The sequence below is a fragment of the Rhodococcus gannanensis genome (genome assembly GCF_042681175.1).
In the GTDB taxonomy this organism is placed as follows: Bacteria; Actinomycetota; Actinomycetes; order Mycobacteriales; family Mycobacteriaceae; genus Rhodococcus_G; species Rhodococcus_G gannanensis.
This window is the reverse complement of the sequence record NZ_JBHUFB010000020.1, coordinates 214,810-232,022: the sequence shown is the minus strand read 5'-3', so window position 1 is coordinate 232,022 and position 17,213 is coordinate 214,810. Positions and strand designations below refer to the sequence as shown.

15 protein-coding genes are annotated in these 17,213 nt (G+C 69.3%); 8 read left to right on the top strand and 7 right to left on the bottom strand.

The annotated features are described in order from the left end of the window. Nucleotide 1 precedes the first annotated feature (1 nt). From mftF to ACFSJG_RS21820, 7 genes are all read left to right on the top strand, one after another. On the top strand, nucleotides 2-1,399 hold the full coding sequence (mftF, locus tag ACFSJG_RS21850) for a mycofactocin biosynthesis glycosyltransferase MftF (RefSeq protein WP_378487338.1): 1,398 nt from the start codon (nucleotides 2-4) through the stop codon (nucleotides 1,397-1,399). Beyond that, complete coding sequence (mftG, locus tag ACFSJG_RS21845) at nucleotides 1,396-2,853, top strand: mycofactocin dehydrogenase MftG (RefSeq protein ID WP_378487337.1); 1,458 nt, start codon at nucleotides 1,396-1,398, stop codon at nucleotides 2,851-2,853. Before mftF ends, mftG begins: the two co-directional genes overlap by 4 nt. Nucleotides 2,854-2,916: 63 nt before the next feature. Further along, nucleotides 2,917-4,257 carry a GAF domain-containing protein gene (locus ACFSJG_RS21840; protein ID WP_378487336.1) on the top strand — a complete coding sequence of 447 codons (1,341 nt, stop codon included), beginning with the start codon at nucleotides 2,917-2,919 and terminating at the stop codon, nucleotides 4,255-4,257. An 83-nt stretch (nucleotides 4,258-4,340) separates the two neighbouring features. Further along, on the top strand, nucleotides 4,341-5,864 hold the full coding sequence (gene adh / locus ACFSJG_RS21835) for an aldehyde dehydrogenase (RefSeq protein ID WP_378487914.1): 1,524 nt from the start codon (nucleotides 4,341-4,343) through the stop codon (nucleotides 5,862-5,864). Between the two features lie 182 nt (nucleotides 5,865-6,046). After that, on the top strand, nucleotides 6,047-7,072 hold the full coding sequence (gene adhP, locus ACFSJG_RS21830; protein WP_378487335.1) for an alcohol dehydrogenase AdhP: 1,026 nt from the start codon (nucleotides 6,047-6,049) through the stop codon (nucleotides 7,070-7,072). Beyond that, nucleotides 7,069-7,590, top strand: coding sequence for a DUF779 domain-containing protein (locus ACFSJG_RS21825; RefSeq protein ID WP_378487334.1), 522 nt, complete (start codon nucleotides 7,069-7,071; stop codon nucleotides 7,588-7,590). Before adhP ends, ACFSJG_RS21825 begins: the two co-directional genes overlap by 4 nt. Before the next feature lie 162 nt (nucleotides 7,591-7,752). Next, nucleotides 7,753-9,231, top strand: a complete 1,479-nt coding sequence (locus tag ACFSJG_RS21820) for a glycoside hydrolase family 5 protein (protein WP_378487333.1) — start codon at nucleotides 7,753-7,755, stop codon at nucleotides 9,229-9,231. Nucleotides 9,232-9,262: 31 nt separating this feature from the next. Here the strand turns inward: ACFSJG_RS21820 and ACFSJG_RS21815 are convergent, their stop codons facing one another. The 7 genes from ACFSJG_RS21815 to ACFSJG_RS21785 all read right to left on the bottom strand — a co-directional run bounded on the left by ACFSJG_RS21815 (nucleotide 9,263) and on the right by ACFSJG_RS21785 (nucleotide 15,996). Next, the gene (locus ACFSJG_RS21815) at nucleotides 9,263-10,237 is read right to left on the bottom strand and encodes a glycine betaine ABC transporter substrate-binding protein (RefSeq protein WP_378487332.1); all 975 of its coding nucleotides are present in this window, start codon (nucleotides 10,235-10,237) and stop codon (nucleotides 9,263-9,265) included. Next, a complete protein-coding gene (locus tag ACFSJG_RS21810) occupies nucleotides 10,234-10,971 on the bottom strand; it encodes an ABC transporter permease (protein WP_378487331.1) in 738 nt (245 codons plus the stop codon). The genes ACFSJG_RS21815 and ACFSJG_RS21810 overlap by 4 nt, the downstream gene beginning before the upstream one ends. After that, nucleotides 10,968-12,200, bottom strand: coding sequence for an ATP-binding cassette domain-containing protein (locus ACFSJG_RS21805; RefSeq protein ID WP_378487330.1), 1,233 nt, complete (start codon nucleotides 12,198-12,200; stop codon nucleotides 10,968-10,970). Before ACFSJG_RS21805 ends, ACFSJG_RS21810 begins: the two co-directional genes overlap by 4 nt. Further along, nucleotides 12,197-12,841: an ABC transporter permease gene (locus tag ACFSJG_RS21800; RefSeq protein WP_378487329.1), complete on the bottom strand. Its 645-nt coding sequence runs from the start codon at nucleotides 12,839-12,841 to the stop codon at nucleotides 12,197-12,199. The genes ACFSJG_RS21805 and ACFSJG_RS21800 overlap by 4 nt, the downstream gene beginning before the upstream one ends. 151 nt (nucleotides 12,842-12,992) lie before the next feature. Beyond that, nucleotides 12,993-14,354 (bottom strand): MFS transporter, encoded by a 1,362-nt coding sequence (locus tag ACFSJG_RS21795; protein ID WP_378487328.1) that lies wholly within the window; start codon nucleotides 14,352-14,354, stop codon nucleotides 12,993-12,995. Nucleotides 14,355-14,435: 81 nt separating this feature from the next. Continuing rightward, entirely contained in the window at nucleotides 14,436-14,828 is a 393-nt protein-coding gene (locus ACFSJG_RS21790; RefSeq protein ID WP_378487327.1) for a carboxymuconolactone decarboxylase family protein, read from the bottom strand. A gap of 163 nt (nucleotides 14,829-14,991) precedes the next feature. Beyond that, complete coding sequence (locus tag ACFSJG_RS21785) at nucleotides 14,992-15,996, bottom strand: AraC family transcriptional regulator (protein WP_378487326.1); 1,005 nt, start codon at nucleotides 15,994-15,996, stop codon at nucleotides 14,992-14,994. 233 nt (nucleotides 15,997-16,229) lie between these two features. Between ACFSJG_RS21785 and ACFSJG_RS21780 the strand changes: the two genes are divergently transcribed. Next, the gene (locus tag ACFSJG_RS21780; RefSeq protein WP_378487325.1) at nucleotides 16,230-17,204 is read left to right on the top strand and encodes a quinone oxidoreductase family protein; all 975 of its coding nucleotides are present in this window, start codon (nucleotides 16,230-16,232) and stop codon (nucleotides 17,202-17,204) included. The last annotated feature ends 9 nt before the right edge of the window (nucleotides 17,205-17,213 follow it).

Below are 17,213 nucleotides of genomic sequence, written 5' to 3'. Positions count from 1 at the left end.
GATGCGTCACGCTCGACTGCCCGACGGATTCGGGGTTCGCCTCGACCCGACGGTGCGCACGTTCTCCGACGGTCGGGTCCTGATCGGCGGCTCGCCGACCAGGATGCTGAAGCTGGCTCCGACCGCGGCCGCGATGATCGGCGACGGGTACCTGCGTGTGGTCGACCACCAGTCCGCGGAGGTTGCCCGTCGGCTGCTCGACTCCGGCGTGGCGAACCCCCGGCCGATGAGCTCCCCGCCGAACCAGGACGTCACGGTCGTCGTCCCCGTCAAGGACAACGTTGCCGGCCTCAACCGGCTGCTGCCCGCCTTGCACGGGCTCCGGGTGATCGTCGTCGACGACGGTTCCGAGGTTCCGGTGACGACACCGCCGGTGCAGGGGGAGCGCGGTGGCGTGCAGGTGATCCGCCACGACGTCGCACGCGGTCCGGCCGCGGCACGGAACACCGGAATGGCAGAGGCGACAACCGGATTCGTCGCCTTCCTGGATTCCGACGTGGTGCCGCGCACCGGTTGGCTGGAGGCGATGCTGGGGCACTTCAGCGATCCGGCGGTGGCGATGGTGGCCCCGCGGATCGTGGCGCTCGCGCCGGAGGGTGGCTCGCTCGCACGCTACGAACACGCGCGGTCCTCACTCGACCTGGGGCGCAAGGAGGGGCCGGTCCGCGCGGGTGGGGCGGTGTCGTACGTCCCGAGCGCAGCGATGCTGGTCCGCAAGCGCGCCCTCGAGGACACGGGCGGGTTCGACGAGTCCATGCGCGTCGCGGAGGACGTCGACCTGTGCTGGCGGCTCCACGAGGCGGGGTGGCGGCTGCGCTACGAACCCGTCGCGCACGTCGCCCACGACCACCGCGTGGCGTTCCGTAAGTGGTTCGGCCGCAAGATGTTCTACGGCACCGGTGCCGCCCCGCTGGCGTCCCGGCATCGTGGCCTGGTCCCGCCGCTGGCGATGTCTGTGTGGACGATGCTCGCGTGGCTGCTCGCGGCGACCGGGACCAGGATCGGGTTCGTCGGCGCCCTCGCTACCCAGGCGGTGACGGTGTACCGGCTGCGCCGGACGTTCGGCGACCTGGACCGGCCCACCCGGATCGCGACCGTGCTCGCCATCCAGGGCATGGCGGGCGGTGCCTGGCAGCTCGCCTCGGCGATGTGCAGGCACTACTGGCCGGTGACGGTGCTCGCGGCCCTGTGCTCCACCCGCGTCAGGCGCATCGCCCTCACCGTCGCCGTCGCCGAGGGCGCCGTGGACTGGTGGACCCATCGCGAACCGGGCGGGCTGGGACCGGTCCGGCACCTGGCCTACAAGCGACTCGACGACCTCGCCTACGGAACCGGCCTGTGGCGCGGTGCGATCGTCCACCGCAGTCGGGCCGCGCTGACTCCGCGCCTGACCCGGTGAGCGAGGACCTGTCGTACGCCGACGTCCTGGTCGTCGGCGGTGGTTCGGCAGGGTGTGTGGTGGCGGGCCGGGTGAGCGCGGACCCCGACTGCGTGGTGACGCTCGTCGAGGCCGGGCCGCGGACGGGGGCGCCCGGACAGCTCGGTGTCCTGCCGGTCGGCCCGGCGAGCGAGGTGGTGTGGCGGTACCCCGCACAGCTTCGCGAGGACGGCCCCGAGACGGTGCTGGCCCGCGGCCGCGTCGTCGGCGGTTCCGGTGCGGTCAACGGTGGCTACTTCGTGCGTGCGACGGCGGAGGACTTCACCCGGTGGCCGCGATCCTGGTCCTACGAGGAGGTGCTGCCGCACTTCCGCCGGCTCGAGTCCGACCCCTTCGGCGACCGCGCCTGGCACGGCGACAGCGGACCGATGCCCGTCACCCGCACCGCGTCCGCCGATCTGCATCGAGTCGGCGCGGCGTTCGTCGACGCCGCGACCGCTGCCGGATTCGACTACCGGGCCGACCTCAACGAGCCCGACGCCGCCGGTGTGGGGCCGGTGCCGCTGAACGCGCGGGACGGCGTCCGGGTGAGCACCGCCGACGCCTACCTCGCCCCGCATCTCGATCGCCCGAACCTGCGGGTACACGCCGGCGCGCGGGCGGTGCGGCTGGTGCGCGACGGGGACCGCGTGGTCGGAGCCGAGGTCGAGCAGGACGGCAGGACGCGCCTCGTGTGCGCCGGGACCGTGGTCCTCTGCGCGGGTGCAGTCGGCACACCACACCTGCTGATGCACTCGGGAATCGGTCCGGCGAAACAACTCTCACGACTCGGGCTGCCGATCGCCGTGGACCTGCCGGGCGTGGGGCAGGGACTCGAGGACCATCCCGAGGTGACGCTCGCGTACCGGCCGGCAGACCCGGGTCCACCCCGGCCGGACCAGGCCGTCCTCCAGGTGGTCCTGGAGACCGACGATCTGGAGTTGCGTCCGTACACCGCGCCGTTCGGTCTGACCGTCCCCGGGGTCGACGATCCGTTCGGCCGGATCGGGGTCGCACTGATGCGCCCGCGCAGTCGCGGCGAGATCGTCCTGCGATCGGCGGACCCGGCGGTTCCGCCGCTGGTGCGGTACCGGTACCTGCGCGAGGGAGCGGACCGGTCGGCACTCGCCGCGGGACTGGACCTCGCCGGTGAACTGCTCGCGGCATCCGGGCTCGGCGAGCCGGCGGACAGCGGAGCCGCGACGGATCCGCTTGCCGGACTGGGCACCTCGATGCACCTGTCGGGCAGTTGCAGGATGGGGTCGGCGGACGATCCGCACGCCGTCGTGGACGAGCGGTGCCGCGTCGTCGGTGTGGACGGACTGTGGATCGGGGACGGTGCGGTGCTTCCGTCGCTGCCCAGCAGGGGGCCGCACGCGACGGTCGTCATGGTCGCGGAGCGGGTCGCGCGGTTCGTCGCCGGACTGGACGCCTGACCAGCAGGTCGGCGGGTGGGGAAGGGCGGACCATCCCGCTGTGACTGGCGTTACAGTGGGGGCATGGCCCTGCAGTCGTCCACCCCGCACGGCAATCCGTGGGTGGCGGTCCGGCCGGGGGACGACGTCGCCGAACTCGCCCGCACCGTGTCGTCCGCGCACCGTGCCTTCGTGTCCGGGGACCACGCGATTCGACAGGACCGTCCGGGTGGGCCGGTGCGGTCGGTGGTCCTCGACTCCTGGCTGCGCAGCCGCGACCGTGGTGTGAACCCGGACCTGGTCGGCGACCACCTCGACCTGGACGGCGTCGAGCTCGAGCGGTACCGGTCCACGCATCCGATGGCACCGATCCGCCCGGTGGTGCGCAAACTTCTGGTGGAGGACATCGCCGACACCGGGTTGCTCGTCGCGATCAGTGATGCGGCCGGCCGGCTGCTGTGGGTCGAGGGCGACTCGACGGCGCGGGATCGCGCCGTCTCGATGCATTTCGTGGAGGGCGCCGACTGGAGCGAGGACCGGGTCGGGACCAACGCGCCCGGCACGGCGCTCGCCGTCGACCAGTGCGTGCAGATCTTCGGTGCGGAGCACTTCAGCTCCGCCGTCCACGACTGGAGTTGTTCGGCGGCACCGGTCCACGATCCCGTGACCGGGCGGATTCTCGGGGCCATCGACATCACCGGAGGCCCGCGGGTCGCGGAGCCGCACGTGCTGGCGCTGGTGCGGGCGACCGTCGCCGCCGCCGAGGCCGAGTTGCGGCTGAATCTGCTGAGCTCGCCCGGGTTGTACCTGCCGGACGCACACGGGATGCACACGCCGGAGGCGCACCCGCGGCTGGCGGTGCTCGGGTCCGAGCGCCCGACGCTCGTCGTCGGCGGCGACCGCATCGCTCTGTCCCGCAGGCACGCCGAGATCCTGCTGATCCTCGCCCACCGGCCCGAGGGGGTCAGTGGCGACCAGCTGGCGGTGCTGCTGGACGAGGCCGAACTCGACTCGGTGACCGTCCGGGCCGAGATGTCCCGCCTGCGCAAGGTGTTCGGTGCCGAGCGACTCGAGTCCCGCCCGTACCGGATTCGCGGTGAACTCGGCAGCGACGTCGCGGACGTGGGACGGGCGCTCGATCGCGGCGACGCGGCCGCGGCGCTGGCTGCGTATCGCGGTCCGGTGCTGCCGGGTTCCGTGGCGCCGGGTGTGGAGGAGATCCGCGACCAGCTGCGGGCGAGGATGCGGGCGGCCCTGCTGCGATCGGCCGACGAGTCCCTGCTGGCACGGTGGACCGCGACTCCGGACGGCCGCGAGGATTCGGCGGCCTGGTCCGCGTATCTGTCGTCGATCGATCGTCGATCGCCGATGTACGACCAGGTCAGAGCTCGAATCGCCATCTTCGACGAACAGTTCGGGCACTGACCGCGTGTACGCAACGTGGTTGCAACCCTCGCGGTCGTAGTGTTCTGGATCACACCATCAGATGCATGACGACAGGAGTTCCGATGACCGTCTACGCCCGTCCGGGTACAGCCGAAGCGCTCATGTCCTTCCAGCCTCGGTACGGCAACTACATCGGCGGCGAGTGGATCGCCCCGGTCAAGGGGCAGTACTTCGAGAACTCGACCCCGGTCACCGGCAAGGTCTTCTGTGAGATCCCGCGCAGCACCGCAGAGGACATCGAACTCGCTCTCGACGCTGCGCACGCCGCCGCCCCGGCCTGGGGCAAGACGTCGCCGGCCGAGCGGGCCGTCATCCTCAACAAGATCGCCGACCGGATCGAGGAGAACCTCGAGTCGATCGCGCTCGCCGAGTCCTGGGACAACGGCAAGCCGATCCGGGAGACCCTCAACGCCGACATCCCGCTTGCGATCGACCACTTCCGCTACTTCGCGGGTGCCATTCGCGCACAGGAGGGTTCGCTCTCGGAGATCAACTCGGAGACCGTCGCCTACCACTTCCACGAGCCGCTCGGCGTCGTCGGCCAGATCATCCCGTGGAACTTCCCCATCCTGATGGCCGTGTGGAAGCTCGCACCGGCGCTCGCGGCGGGCAACGCCGTCGTGCTCAAGCCGGCCGAGCAGACCCCGGCGTCGATCCTGTACCTGTTCGGCCTCATCGGCGATCTGCTGCCCGTGGGCGTCGTCAACATCGTCAACGGGTTCGGCACCGAGGCGGGCAAGCCGCTCGCGTCGAGCAACCGGATCAAGAAGATCGCGTTCACCGGCGAGACCACCACCGGCCGCCTGATCATGCAGTACGCCTCGCAGAACCTGATCCCGGTCACCCTCGAGCTCGGTGGCAAGAGCCCCAACATCTTCTTCTCGGACGTCCTCGCCGCGAACGACGACTTCCAGGACAAGGCGCTCGAGGGCTTCACCATGTTCGCCCTCAACCAGGGCGAGGTGTGCACCTGCCCGTCGCGGTCGCTGATCCAGGAGGACATCTTCGACGAGTTCCTTGCGATGGCCGCCATCCGCACGAAGGCGGTCCGGCAGGGCGACCCGCTCGACACCGAGACGATGATCGGTGCGCAGGCGTCGAATGACCAGTTCGAGAAGATCCTCTCGTACATCGAGATCGGAAAGTCCGAGGGCGCCAAGCTGATCACCGGCGGTGAGCGCGCCGACCTGGGCGGCGACCTCTCGGGTGGCTTCTACATCCAGCCGACCGTGTTCACCGGCAACAACAAGATGCGGATCTTCCAGGAGGAGATCTTCGGCCCGGTCGTCTCCGTGACCTCGTTCAAGGACTACGCGGACGCCATCTCGATCGCGAACGACACCCTCTACGGACTCGGCGCGGGCGTGTGGTCGCGGGACGGCGGCGTCGCGTACCGCGCAGGCCGCGACATCGAGGCGGGCCGGGTGTGGACCAACACCTACCACCAGTACCCGGCCCACGCCGCGTTCGGCGGATACAAGCAGTCCGGCATCGGCCGCGAGAACCACCACATGATGCTCGACCACTACCAGCAGACGAAGAACCTGCTCGTGAGCTACGCACCCAAGGCGCAGGGCTTCTTCTGATCCGTGCTTCTCCCGGCCCACCCCCGGCTGGGAGAACGACGCGGCGCCCGCCGTACACCCCCCTCCACGGCGGGCGCCGCGTCTACCACCACCCGACCCGACAACAGCCGTCCCTGCGATCACCCGCACGACACCCCCACCGGTCAAATCACAACGACCCCACGACCCCCACGGAGGACACGATGGTCGACACGATGAAGGCAGCGGTAGTTCACGAGTTCGGTGCACCCCTGAGGATCGAGGAGTTGCCGATCCCCGTCCCGGGACCGAACCAAGCACTGGTGAAACTCGAGACCAGCGGTGTCTGCCACACCGATCTCCATGCGGCGGACGGTGACTGGCCGGTCAAGCCGAGCCCGCCCTTCGTTCCCGGACACGAGGGCGTCGGCACCGTCGTCCAGGTCGGGGAGGGCGTCACCGAGCTGACCGTCGGCCAGCGGGTCGGCAACGCCTGGCTGTGGTCGGCGTGCATGGAGTGTCGCTTCTGCCGCACCGGCTGGGAGACGCTGTGCGAGAAGCAGCAGAACGGCGGCTACTCCGTCAATGGATCGTTCGCCGAGTACATGCTCGTCGACGCCCGCTTCGCCCCGCGCATCCCGGACGGCGCCGACCTGATCGAAGTGGCCCCCGTCCTGTGCGCGGGCGTGACCGTCTACAAGGGCATCAAGGTGGCCGACGTCGAGCCGGGTGAGTGGATCACCATCTCCGGAATCGGCGGACTGGGACACGTCGCGGTCCAGTACGCGACGGCGATGGGCCTGCGGGTCGCCGCCGTCGACGTCGCAGACGACAAGCTCGAGCTCGCCGCGAAGTACGGTGCCGAGGTACTCGTCAACGCGGCGAACGAGGATCCGGTCGCGAAGATCCAGGAGGCCACCGGCGGCACCGACGGCGTTCTCGTGACGGCTGTCCACCCGAAGGCGTTCGGGCAGGCGATCGGCATGGCGCGGCGCGGCGGCACCATCGCCTTCAACGGGCTCCCACCGGGCGACTTTCCGGCGCCGATCTTCGACACCGTCCTCAAGGGTCTGACCATTCGCGGGTCCATCGTCGGAACCCGGCAGGACATGGTGGAGGCGCTGGACTTCTACTCCCGCGGGAAGATTCGTCCGACGGTGCACAGCCGGAGCCTGGACGAGATCAACGACGTGTTCGACGAATTGCGCGCCGGCAAGGTCGACGGCCGTGTCGTGCTGGACTTCCGGTGAGCGCACCACCCCGCATCGTCGCGACCGTGGCGGCGGCCGACCTGCTTCGCAGGCTGGTCGCCGCCCACGGCCCGGTGATGATGCACCAGTCCGGCGGATGCTGCGACGGCTCCGCACCGATGTGTTACCCCGCGGGGGAGTTCATCGTCGGTGACCGTGACGTCCTGGTCGGCTTGCTGGATCTGCGCCTCGGAGCCTCGGAGGCGCCGACCACGCTCCCCGAGAACGGCGACGCGGTCGCGGTGTGGATCTCGGGGCCGCAGTTCGACCTGTGGAAGCACACGCAACTCGTGATCGACGTCGTCCCGGGCCGAGGGTCCGGGTTCAGTCTGGAGACACCGGAAGGACTGCGGTTCCTCAGCCGCGGGCGGGCGTTCACCGGAGACGAGATGGCCGACCTCGCCGGCGAGGAGCCGCTGACGGGAGAGCAGTGGGAGGCGGGGCGACGCCCTGCAGTGTCGCCGATGCCGCAGATCGTCGCCGAGGCCGCCGACGCCTGTCCGGTTCCGGGGCGCTGACGGACGGCGGCGCGCCGACAGACATGACCCGAGGGGACATTGCTCTGCGAGTCCGGGACATCTGCCGAGTACCGGAATCATGAATCGCATCTTGCCCTCGGCGATGCCCGTCGCTGGTTACCCTGACCTGAACAGTTGGACGATCGTTCAGGAGGGGCGCCCGTGCGTTCATCGATTCTCTCGCCGCTGCTGACGGTGCTGACCGCCGCCGCGCTGACCCTGGGACTGGCACCGGCGGCTCAGGCCGCCGACACAGGATCGTGGACGTTGCCACGGCTGACGGTCTCGGACGGCACCATCCGTGACGTCGACGGCCGGACCGTGCTGCTACGCGGCGTGAACGTCAACCAACTCAACGACTACGCCGACAACGGCGTCGGCCTGCCCACGGTTGCCCCGTTGGAGCGCAACGACTTCGCGCGCATGGCCGCGCTCGGCTTCAACGTGGTCCGGTTGAACGTCGCATGGTCCGCGCTCGAACCCACTCCGGGCGCGTTCGACCTGGCGTACGTGGACCGGATTCGGACCGCGGTGCAGGACGCGAAGGACCACGGCCTCTACACGCTGCTCGACATGCACCAGGACGCGTGGGGCAAGTCGGTCGGCACACCGCCCGGCGAGCAGTGCCCGCCCCTGACGGAGCCCGGGATCGGGTGGGACGGCGCGCCCGAGTGGGCGACGCTGAGCGACGGCTGGACGACCTGCACCGTCGGTGGGGTCCGTGAGGTGTCGCCTGCGGTGGCGAGGGCGTTCCAGGCGTTCTACGACGACGAACGTGGCGTGCAGAGCCACCTCGTCGCCACCTGGGCGAAGCTCGCCGCGGAGTTTCGCGACGAGCCCGCCGTGATGGGCTACGACCTGCTCAACGAGCCCAACCCGGGGCTGCGTGAGCCTATCGCCGCAGCCGACCAGATCGGACGCTTCTACCAGCGTGCGATCGAGGCGATCCGGGCGGCGGAGTCAGGCGGCTTCCCGCACCTGGTGGTGTTCGAACCCAGCGCGGTGTGGTCGGGCTTCGGGCTCGACGCGCTGCCGCCGCGGCGGTACCTCGCCGATCCGCTGATCGTGTTCTCGCCGCACCTCTACAGCCAGTCGATCACCGTCAGCAGCGACTTCCCCACGATGGAGGAGGGATTCCGCATCGCGGCGCAGGCTGCGGCGACCTACGACGCCCCGCTGTGGACCGGCGAGTGGGGCTGGTGGGGTGAGCCCGCCGACCGGGCGGAGGACGCGGCCCGGTTCGTCGACGAGATGAACCGGTACCGCATCGGTGGTGCCTGGTGGTCGTGGGCGCAGGCGTGTGGCGATCCGCACGTGGTCCGCGACGGGAACACCGAGAAGGAACAGAACAACCTCAACCGGATCGACTGCCCGTCCGGCGAACCGCTCGGCCTCGTCGAGCCGGTGGCCGAGGTCCTCTCGCACGCCTACCCCCGCGCCGTCCCGGGTGAGCTCACCGAGCTGACGGGCACCGGCTTCACCGGGGTCGGGACCGGTCTGGTGGAGGCCTGGTATCCGGGTACCGACCGTCCGGCGGTGCACACCGTGAACCTGTCCGACGTCGAGTTCGACAAGGTCGACGGCGGCTGGCGGATGACGGCCCAGGCCGCGGGGGAGTACTCGGTCGCGCCGTCCAGGTGAGCCGAGCCCGAGAGACCTCGACGTCGACCGGTCAGTCGACAAGTCCTTCGCTCGTGAGCCAGTCGTACGCGACGTCCGCCGGGTCCTCTCCGTCGATGTCGACGCGGCCGTTCAACTCCTGCATCACGTCGTCGGTGAGTCGCTGCGAGATCACCGCCATCAGGTCGGCGATCTGGGGGTGCTGCTCGAGGATCTCGCGGCGCACGACCGCGGTGCCGCTGTACGGCAGGAAGAAGTCCCGGTCGTCCTCGAGGACGGTGAGATCCAGGTTCTTCACCCGGCCGTCGGTGGTGTACACCATGCCGAAGTTGCAGGGGTCGCTGCGCGCGGTCGAGGTGTACACCACGCCGGCATCCATCCTCGTCACGTTCTGCGGCAGAACGCCGTCCGGAGCTCCGAGGGGCATGTCGTACGCCTCGAGCATCGGCACGAATCCGTCGGCGCGGCTGTAGAACTCGTCGTCGACGCAGAAGGTGCGTTCGGACTGTGGGAGCTGTGCGACGTCGGACAGTGTGGTGACGCCGAGTCGCTGCGCGGTGTCGGCGGAGGCCGCGAAGGCGTACGTGTTGTTGAAGTTCGCGGGCGGCAACCACACGAGGTCGTTCTCCTGCAGCTCGATGTCGTGCACCCGCTGCCACAGCTCGGCGGGATCGGACACGGTTTCCGTCTGGCCGTGATAGTTCACCCAGCCGGTTCCCGTGTACTCCCAGAGGATGTCGGCATCGCCGTTCAGCTGAGCCTGGCGGGACGACGCGGACCCGGGCGCTCCGGTGAGATCGGTGACGTCCGCTCCCGCGGCGGCCAGATAGGTGGCGGTGATCTTCCCGAGCAGCACGCCCTCGGTGAAACTCTTCGAGGTCACGACGAGATCCGCTCCGTCGAGGGGCTGCTCGCCTCCGGGCAGCGACGCGTCCCGGAAAGTACCCGACGAGCTGACCAGCCCACAGCCGGACAGTGCGACGAGTGCGAGGACGGCGACGGCCGCCGAGCGGAGGCGGCGGATCACGCCAGCCCTCGCGGGGTCGCGGCCAGCTCGACGAGCCGACCGAGCCAGTCGATCGTCAGTGCCAGCAGACCCACGAGCACGGCCCCGGACACGAGCAGTTTCGGCAGGAACAGTGTCACCCCGGTGGTGATGAGGGTGCCGAGACTGGTGGCGCCGATGAACGTGCTCAGGGTCGCGGTTCCGACGAGGATCACCAGGGCGGTGCGGACACCGTTGAGGATGACGGGGACGGCGAGCGGCAACTCCACCTGTACGAGGGTGCGCGGCGCGGAGTAGCCGATTCCCCGCGCGGCCTCGACGGTGCGCTTGTCGACCTGGTCGAGGCCGACGATCGTGTTCTGCAGGATCGGGAGCACGGCATACGCGACGAGCCCGATCACCGCGGTGCGGAACCCGGTCCCCAGCCACATGGTGAGCAGCACGATCAGGCCGATGGCCGGCGCCGCCTGACCGATGTTCGCGATGTTGACCGCGATCGGTTTGAGGCGTCTCGCCGAGCCTCGGGTGAGCAGGATGCCCAATGGGATCGCGATCGCCACCACGATCACGGTGGCCGTCAACGTGAGGCGGATGTGGTCGAGGATCGTCAGACGCAGCGCATCCCAACCGAGGGACGCCTCCTCGGTTGCTGTCAACGTCGTCGACCGGTACCACAGGAAGTAGCCGGTGCCGAGCACGACGATGATCAGCGGCTCGAACCACACGTCGATCGGGGCACGGCGGAGTCGGGTCATGGTGCGCGCACCTCGCCTTCGGGCGGCCCGTCGTCGCCCCGCCCGTGTTCGTCGTATCCGGTGTAGGTGACGTGTCCGTCGTCCGCGCGGGCGTCGGACAGTTGGCCACGGATGACGGACATGATCGTGGCGATGGTGAGCGAGCCGGTCACCGCGCCGCGCCCGTCGGTGACGAGCACACCGCCCTGGCTCGCCGCGAGCATCGTGTCGAGCGCATCGTTGAGTGTCGACGACGGCGCGACCACCGGGAGTCTCGGATCGAGGTAGTCGGAGATCCGTTCCTTGGTCGCCACTTCGTCGAGTGAGGGCCACGCGCGGGGGCGTCCGTGGGTGTCGACGACCACGATCCAGGTGGCTCCGCGCGCCCGCGCCCGGCCGATTACCTCGTGCGACGACTCGCCGACGCGCGCGGTCACCACCGCGTCGTGGTCGACGTCCTTGACCCTCGACAGCGTCAGGTGGGCAAGGGTGGCGCCGGACCCGACGAACTCTTCGACGAACGGCGTCGCGGGTGTCGCGAGGATCTCCTCCGGCGTCGCGTACTGCTCGATGTGCCCGCCTTCGGACAGGATCAGGACCTTGTCGCCGAGCTTCGTCGCCTCCTCGAAGTCGTGGGTGACGATGACGACGGTCTTCGCCAGCTCGTGCTGGATGGCGATCAGGCTGTCCTGCAGGCGAACCCGGGTGATGGGGTCGACTGCGCCGAACGGCTCGTCCATCAGCAGTACAGGAGGGTCCGCGGCCAGGGCCCGCGCGACGCCGACCCGTTGCTGCTGCCCACCCGACATGTCCTTCGGGAGCCGGTCACGGAAGGTGTCGGCGTCCAGTCCGACCAGGTCGAGAAGGTACTCGGTGCGTTCCTCGATGCGCTTGCCGTCCCATCCGAGAACCCGGGGGACGGCGCCGATGTTCCTCGCCACCGACCAGTGCGGGAACAGCCCGCCCGACTGGATGACGTAGCCGATCGACTGGCGGAGCTTGTCGGGATTCTCGTGGGTGACGTCGCGGTCGCCGATGAGGATGCGGCCGGCGGTCGGCTCGATCAGGCGGTTGATCATCTTGAGCGTCGTCGTCTTGCCGCAACCGGAAGGGCCGACGAAGGCCACGACCTGACCGGCTTCGATGTCGAGGTCGATCGACTCCACCGCCGGCTTCGACTGGCCGCGATACCGCTTGACGACGCCGTCGAGGCGGATGGAGGCGCCGGTGACGGCACGGTTCTCGGTCACTGCAGTCCCTTCGAGATGGTCAGGCGCCCCAGGAGGACGAGGAGGGCGTCGAAGACCAGTGCGACGATCACGATGAGAACGGTTCCGGTGAAGGCCATTTCGACCGAGTTGGTTCCGCCGAGCCGTGACAGTCCGTTGAAGATGAGTGACCCGAGTCCAGGTCCGAGAACGTAGGCGACGATGGCGGCGACACCGACGATCATCTGGGTGGACACGCGGATCCCGGTGAGAATGACCGGCCACGCGATCGGCAACGACACCGTGACGAGGATGCGACTGCGCGACAGCCCGATTCCACGGGCGGATTCGATGAGCGAGTCGGGCACCGATCTCAGGCCGACGATCGCATTGCCGATCACCGGCATCGCCGCGAAGAACGTCAGCATCACGAACGACGGAACGACGCCGAGCCCGAACGGGATGATCAGCAGGGCGAGGAGAGCGAGAGACGGGATGGTCAGTGCGACGCGGCTGCTGGTGAGGGTCAGTGCCGAGGCCAGTGGAAGGCGGTGCACCGCAACGGCGATGACGATTGCGATCAGGGTTCCCACCAGCACGGTCTGGAAGGCCAGCGACGCATGCTGATAGGTCAGGAACGCGAGAAACCCACCTCGACCCTGCAGGTAGTTCCAGAGGTTCACGAAGCTCCTTCTCGCGACGGCGCCTTCCGGAGTGCTCGAAACCCGACGCTAGCAGGGGTGACGCGCAGACCTCCGGATTTGTGCGGCCGGGGTTTCGCGTCCCCCCCGAAGGACCAGGGCGTGTCCCCCGATCCCGCTCGGATGACACGCCCTAGGCGCGCGCCGAAGCAGCCGCGCTCTGCTCGGTGAGCTTGCGTAGCCCGGCGGGGTACACGCGCCTGCCGACCAGCAGCGCCGCGATCGCGAGCAGGTACACGAGCGGGGTGATCTGCAGGGCACCGACAAGGCCGAGCCGGTCGGCGAGGATTCCCACGACGAACGGCCCGGTCGCGAGGCCGAGGATGTTGTTCGCCACGGTGAGGGTGCCGAGCGCCGACGCCCGCACCGAGGGGTGCGTCAGGCCCGCCACCATCGCCGCGGTCGGGCCCGAGGACCCGGCGGAGAAGAAGGCACCGACTCCGAGCAGGATCAGCTGGAGCGCACCGGTTTCCAGGGTGAAGGCGGTGCCGAGGGCGGCGAGGGAGATCGTGCAGTAGGCGACCGCACTGGCCCACTTCCGCGACGGGTCGTTGCGGCTGACGCGGTCCGTGATCATGCCGCACACGACCATGCCGGTTCCGATGAGCAGGACGAACACCGAGGCGATGACGCCTGCCTTGTCGGGGGCGAGACCGTAGTACCGGTTGAAGAAGCTGGGGGTCCAGGCGAGCAGCACCGCCGCGGTGAACATCTGGAGCCCACCACCGAGATACGCGCACCAGATCGCGGGGTTGGTGAACAGGGTCGACACCGGAACCCGGATCCGGGTGGCCGTAGGCAGGTCGGTGTGCGAGTCGGCTTCGGCGTTGTGCTCCGCCAGTCGGCGTTCGGTGACGACGGCCCGGAACACCGCGACGAGCAGCAGTCCGAGGACGGCCATCGCGGCGAACGACCACCGCCAGCTCAGGTGTACCGCGATCACGCCACCGAGCGAGACGCCGATGACCGAACCGAACGAGCCGCCCGCCATGAAGGCGCCGCTGAGCGTCGAGTGCACGCGCGGTGCGAAGACGCTGAGCACCAGAGCAATTCCCACGCTGCCGTATGCGGCCTCGCCGACGCCGACCAGGAAGCGGGCGGCGAGCATCTGCTCGTAGTTCGCGGCCACCGCGCAGGCCAGCGTCGCGAGGCTCCAGATCACGGCCATCAGGACGAGACTGCGGACCCGGCCCCAGCGGTCGGCGAGCAGCGAGAGCGGGAAGGTCAGCAGGCCGACCATCAGCGCGACGATGCTGGTGAGCGACGCCAGCTGCGAATCGGTCAGTGCCCAATCGGCTTTCAGGAAGGGGAACACGGCGCTGAGCACCTGCCGGGACATGTAGTCCGAGAGCAGCAGTGCGAAGGTGAGCGCGAACACGAGCCAGGGGTAGAGCGATCGGCGGCGACCCGCAGGCGCGAGACCCGGCGTGGTGGCGGCGCCGGCGGGGTCGGGGGCGCCGGTCGGTTCGGCGGTCGTGGTGGTGGGCAGTCCCATGGATGCTCCTCGGGCGGGAGATGGTGGTGGGGTGGGTGCGGCGCAGTTCAGGACACTGCGCGGTGCAGGAGGCTGCGCAGCTCAGGACGCGGCGCGGCGGGCCTCGAACGCGTCGAGTTCCTCCTCGAGGATGGGCACGCCGAGATTGCAGGCGTGGATGCCGAGAACGCTCACCATCTGCAGGACCGTCAGGATCTCCTCGCGGGAGACCCCGAGTTCGAGGGCGGCTCGGATGTGCCGCCGCACGCCGGGTGCGTACAGGTGGGTGGCCGCGGCGTCGATGGCGATGCTGAGGAGTTCGACGAACTCGGGGGTGAAGATCCCGCGACGGATCGGCGTCGCGTTCATCGCCATGAACTGCTCGGTCCATTCGGGATCCCAGTCGGACAGGGTGTCCCACAAGGGATTCCAGTTTCCGTTGCGACGCATCGTGTCGAGGGTCGGCGTCCGGATCGGATCGGGATTCGTGGTCATCGGTGGCACTCGTTTCACGCGTGGGGTGAACGGGGGTGACGTGGACGGCAACCCCTGTCGAAAGTGGCGTGGATCACGCTATCCGTACCAGCGCGCAGATTATTACCTTCGCGGGACGCATTTCTGTCCTTTTCGGGACAGCTTCCTGGCGAGGGTTCGGTGGCTAACCGGAGGCCTGCTTGCGCCACTCTCGTGGGCTCATGCCGAACTGCTGGTGGAACCACCGCGAGAAGCTGCTGGGAGTGGAGAACGCCAGCATCTCGGAGATCTCGGTGAACGAGTAGCGCCGGCCGGTCACCATGCGATTCGCCAGCTCGGCCCGTGTCTCGTCGAGGACGGCGGTGAAGGTCAGGCCGGACTTGGCCAGGTGTCGGTGCACGGTGCGGCGATCCACGCCGATGCTGCGCGCGACCTGGTCGATCGTGCACCGTCCCGTGGGGAGCAGTAGTTCGACGAGTTCGCGTACCCGTGTCGTCGTCGTGGGTTCCTCGGGGGTGCTGACGGTGTCGAGGAACTGACGGGCGTACGACCGCAGCACCGGGTCGGACAGGCGGTTGGGCTCGTCGAGATCGCTCGTGTAGGCCACGATCCCCGAGAACTCGGCGTCGAAACTCAGAGGTACGCCGAAGGTGTGCCGGTGGGTGGCGTCGTCTGCCGGCCGGGAGTGCTCGAAGCACACCGACACCGGATGCCAGCGGTCGCCCAGGACGTGGACGAGCAGCTGGTACGTCGCGGTGACGGCCAGCTCCGTGGACTGGCGGACGGGCATCGGCTCGCCGGTGTCGACGTGGATGCGAATCGTGGACAGCCCGCCGCGCTCCGACAGGTGGATGTGCAGGGACTCGTTGAACATGTGCTGGAACCTGATGAGGAGACGGACCGCGCTGCGGGCGTCGGGCTCCTCGCGGAGGCTGATGCTCAGTGGGCCGAGGGTCGAGAGGCGGCGGCGATCTGCCAACTTGAGTGCGAAGTCCGGTCGCCCGGATGCGGCGGCCGACAGTTCGAGCAGGCGTGCGACCGATGCCGCCGGTACCCAGCGGTCCTGTAGTTCCAGGCCGGCGGGGTCGAGGGCGACACTGCGCATCAGCTGGACAGGATCGAGTGACAGGGATCGGCTCAGCTCGATGTACCCGGTCAGCGCGGCGTAGCGCGCGAGTGGCTTGGCCACGAGGGTCTCCTCCCCGGCGGATGTTCGGGAGCCCGGTGGTGCGGGGGGTGTCCCGAGACGGCAACAAATATGTCCCCTCAGGATAAGTGTGACCCCGGACTCCTCGCTACTGTGGTGTCAGCGACGTCACAGCGAAGGCGTGCAGAACATGAAACCCGTTGTGACGCAGAGGAACACCGCACTCGCCGCGCGTGGAATCGCCACCGGCGAGCACAGAACCGAGGAGAACTCACATGGCGAACGCGATCCGATTCCACGAGACGGGTGGTCCCGAGGTCCTGAAGTGGGAGTCCGTAGAGGTGGGCGACCCGGGGGCCGGTGAGGTGCGGATCCGGCACGAGGCCGTCGGCCTGAACTTCGCCGACACCTACTTCCGGACCGGCCTGTACCCGGCACCGCTGCCCGCAGGCATGGGCGTGGAGGCCGCGGGCGTCGTCGAGTCGGTCGGTGCCGGCGTCACCGGGTTCCGAGCGGGTGATCGCGTCACCTACACCGGCAGCCCGCTCGGCGCGTACAGCACCGAGCGCGTGATGCCCGCCGACCACCTCATCGCGCTGCCCGACCGGATCACCTTCGGGACCGCGGCAGCGATGACCATGCGCGGACTGACCACCGCGTACCTGCTGCGACGGATCCACCCCCTGCAGGCCGGCGACACGGTCCTGCTGCACGCCGCCGCCGGCGGCGTGGGACTGATCTTCACGCAGTGGGCGAAGCTCCTGGGTGTCAACGTGATCGGAACGGTCTCCACCGACGAGAAGGCCGCCGTCGCGCGGGCACACGGGTGCAGCGAGGTCATCGTCTACACCCGGGAGAACGTCGCCGAGCGCGTCCGCGAACTCACGGACGGCAAGGGCGTGCCGGTGGTCTACGACAGCATCGGCGCCACCACCTTCCAGACGTCGATCGACTCGCTCGCCCGGCGTGGCCTCCTCGTCGCCTTCGGGACCGCGTCCGGTCCCGTCCCGCCGATCGACGCGATGCAGCTCGCGGTCAAGGGATCGCTGTTCGTGACCCGTCCCGCCCTCGCCGACTACATCGCCGACCCCGAGGAACGGGCCGAGCTGGCAGGCGAGCTGTTCGACCACGTCGCGGCCGGTCGCATCGCCATCGAGATCAACCAGCAGTACGCACTCGACGACGCCGTCCGTGCCCACCGTGACCTGGAATCCGGCCGCAGCGTCGGGTCCTCGGTCTTCACCTGCTGACAAGGAGAC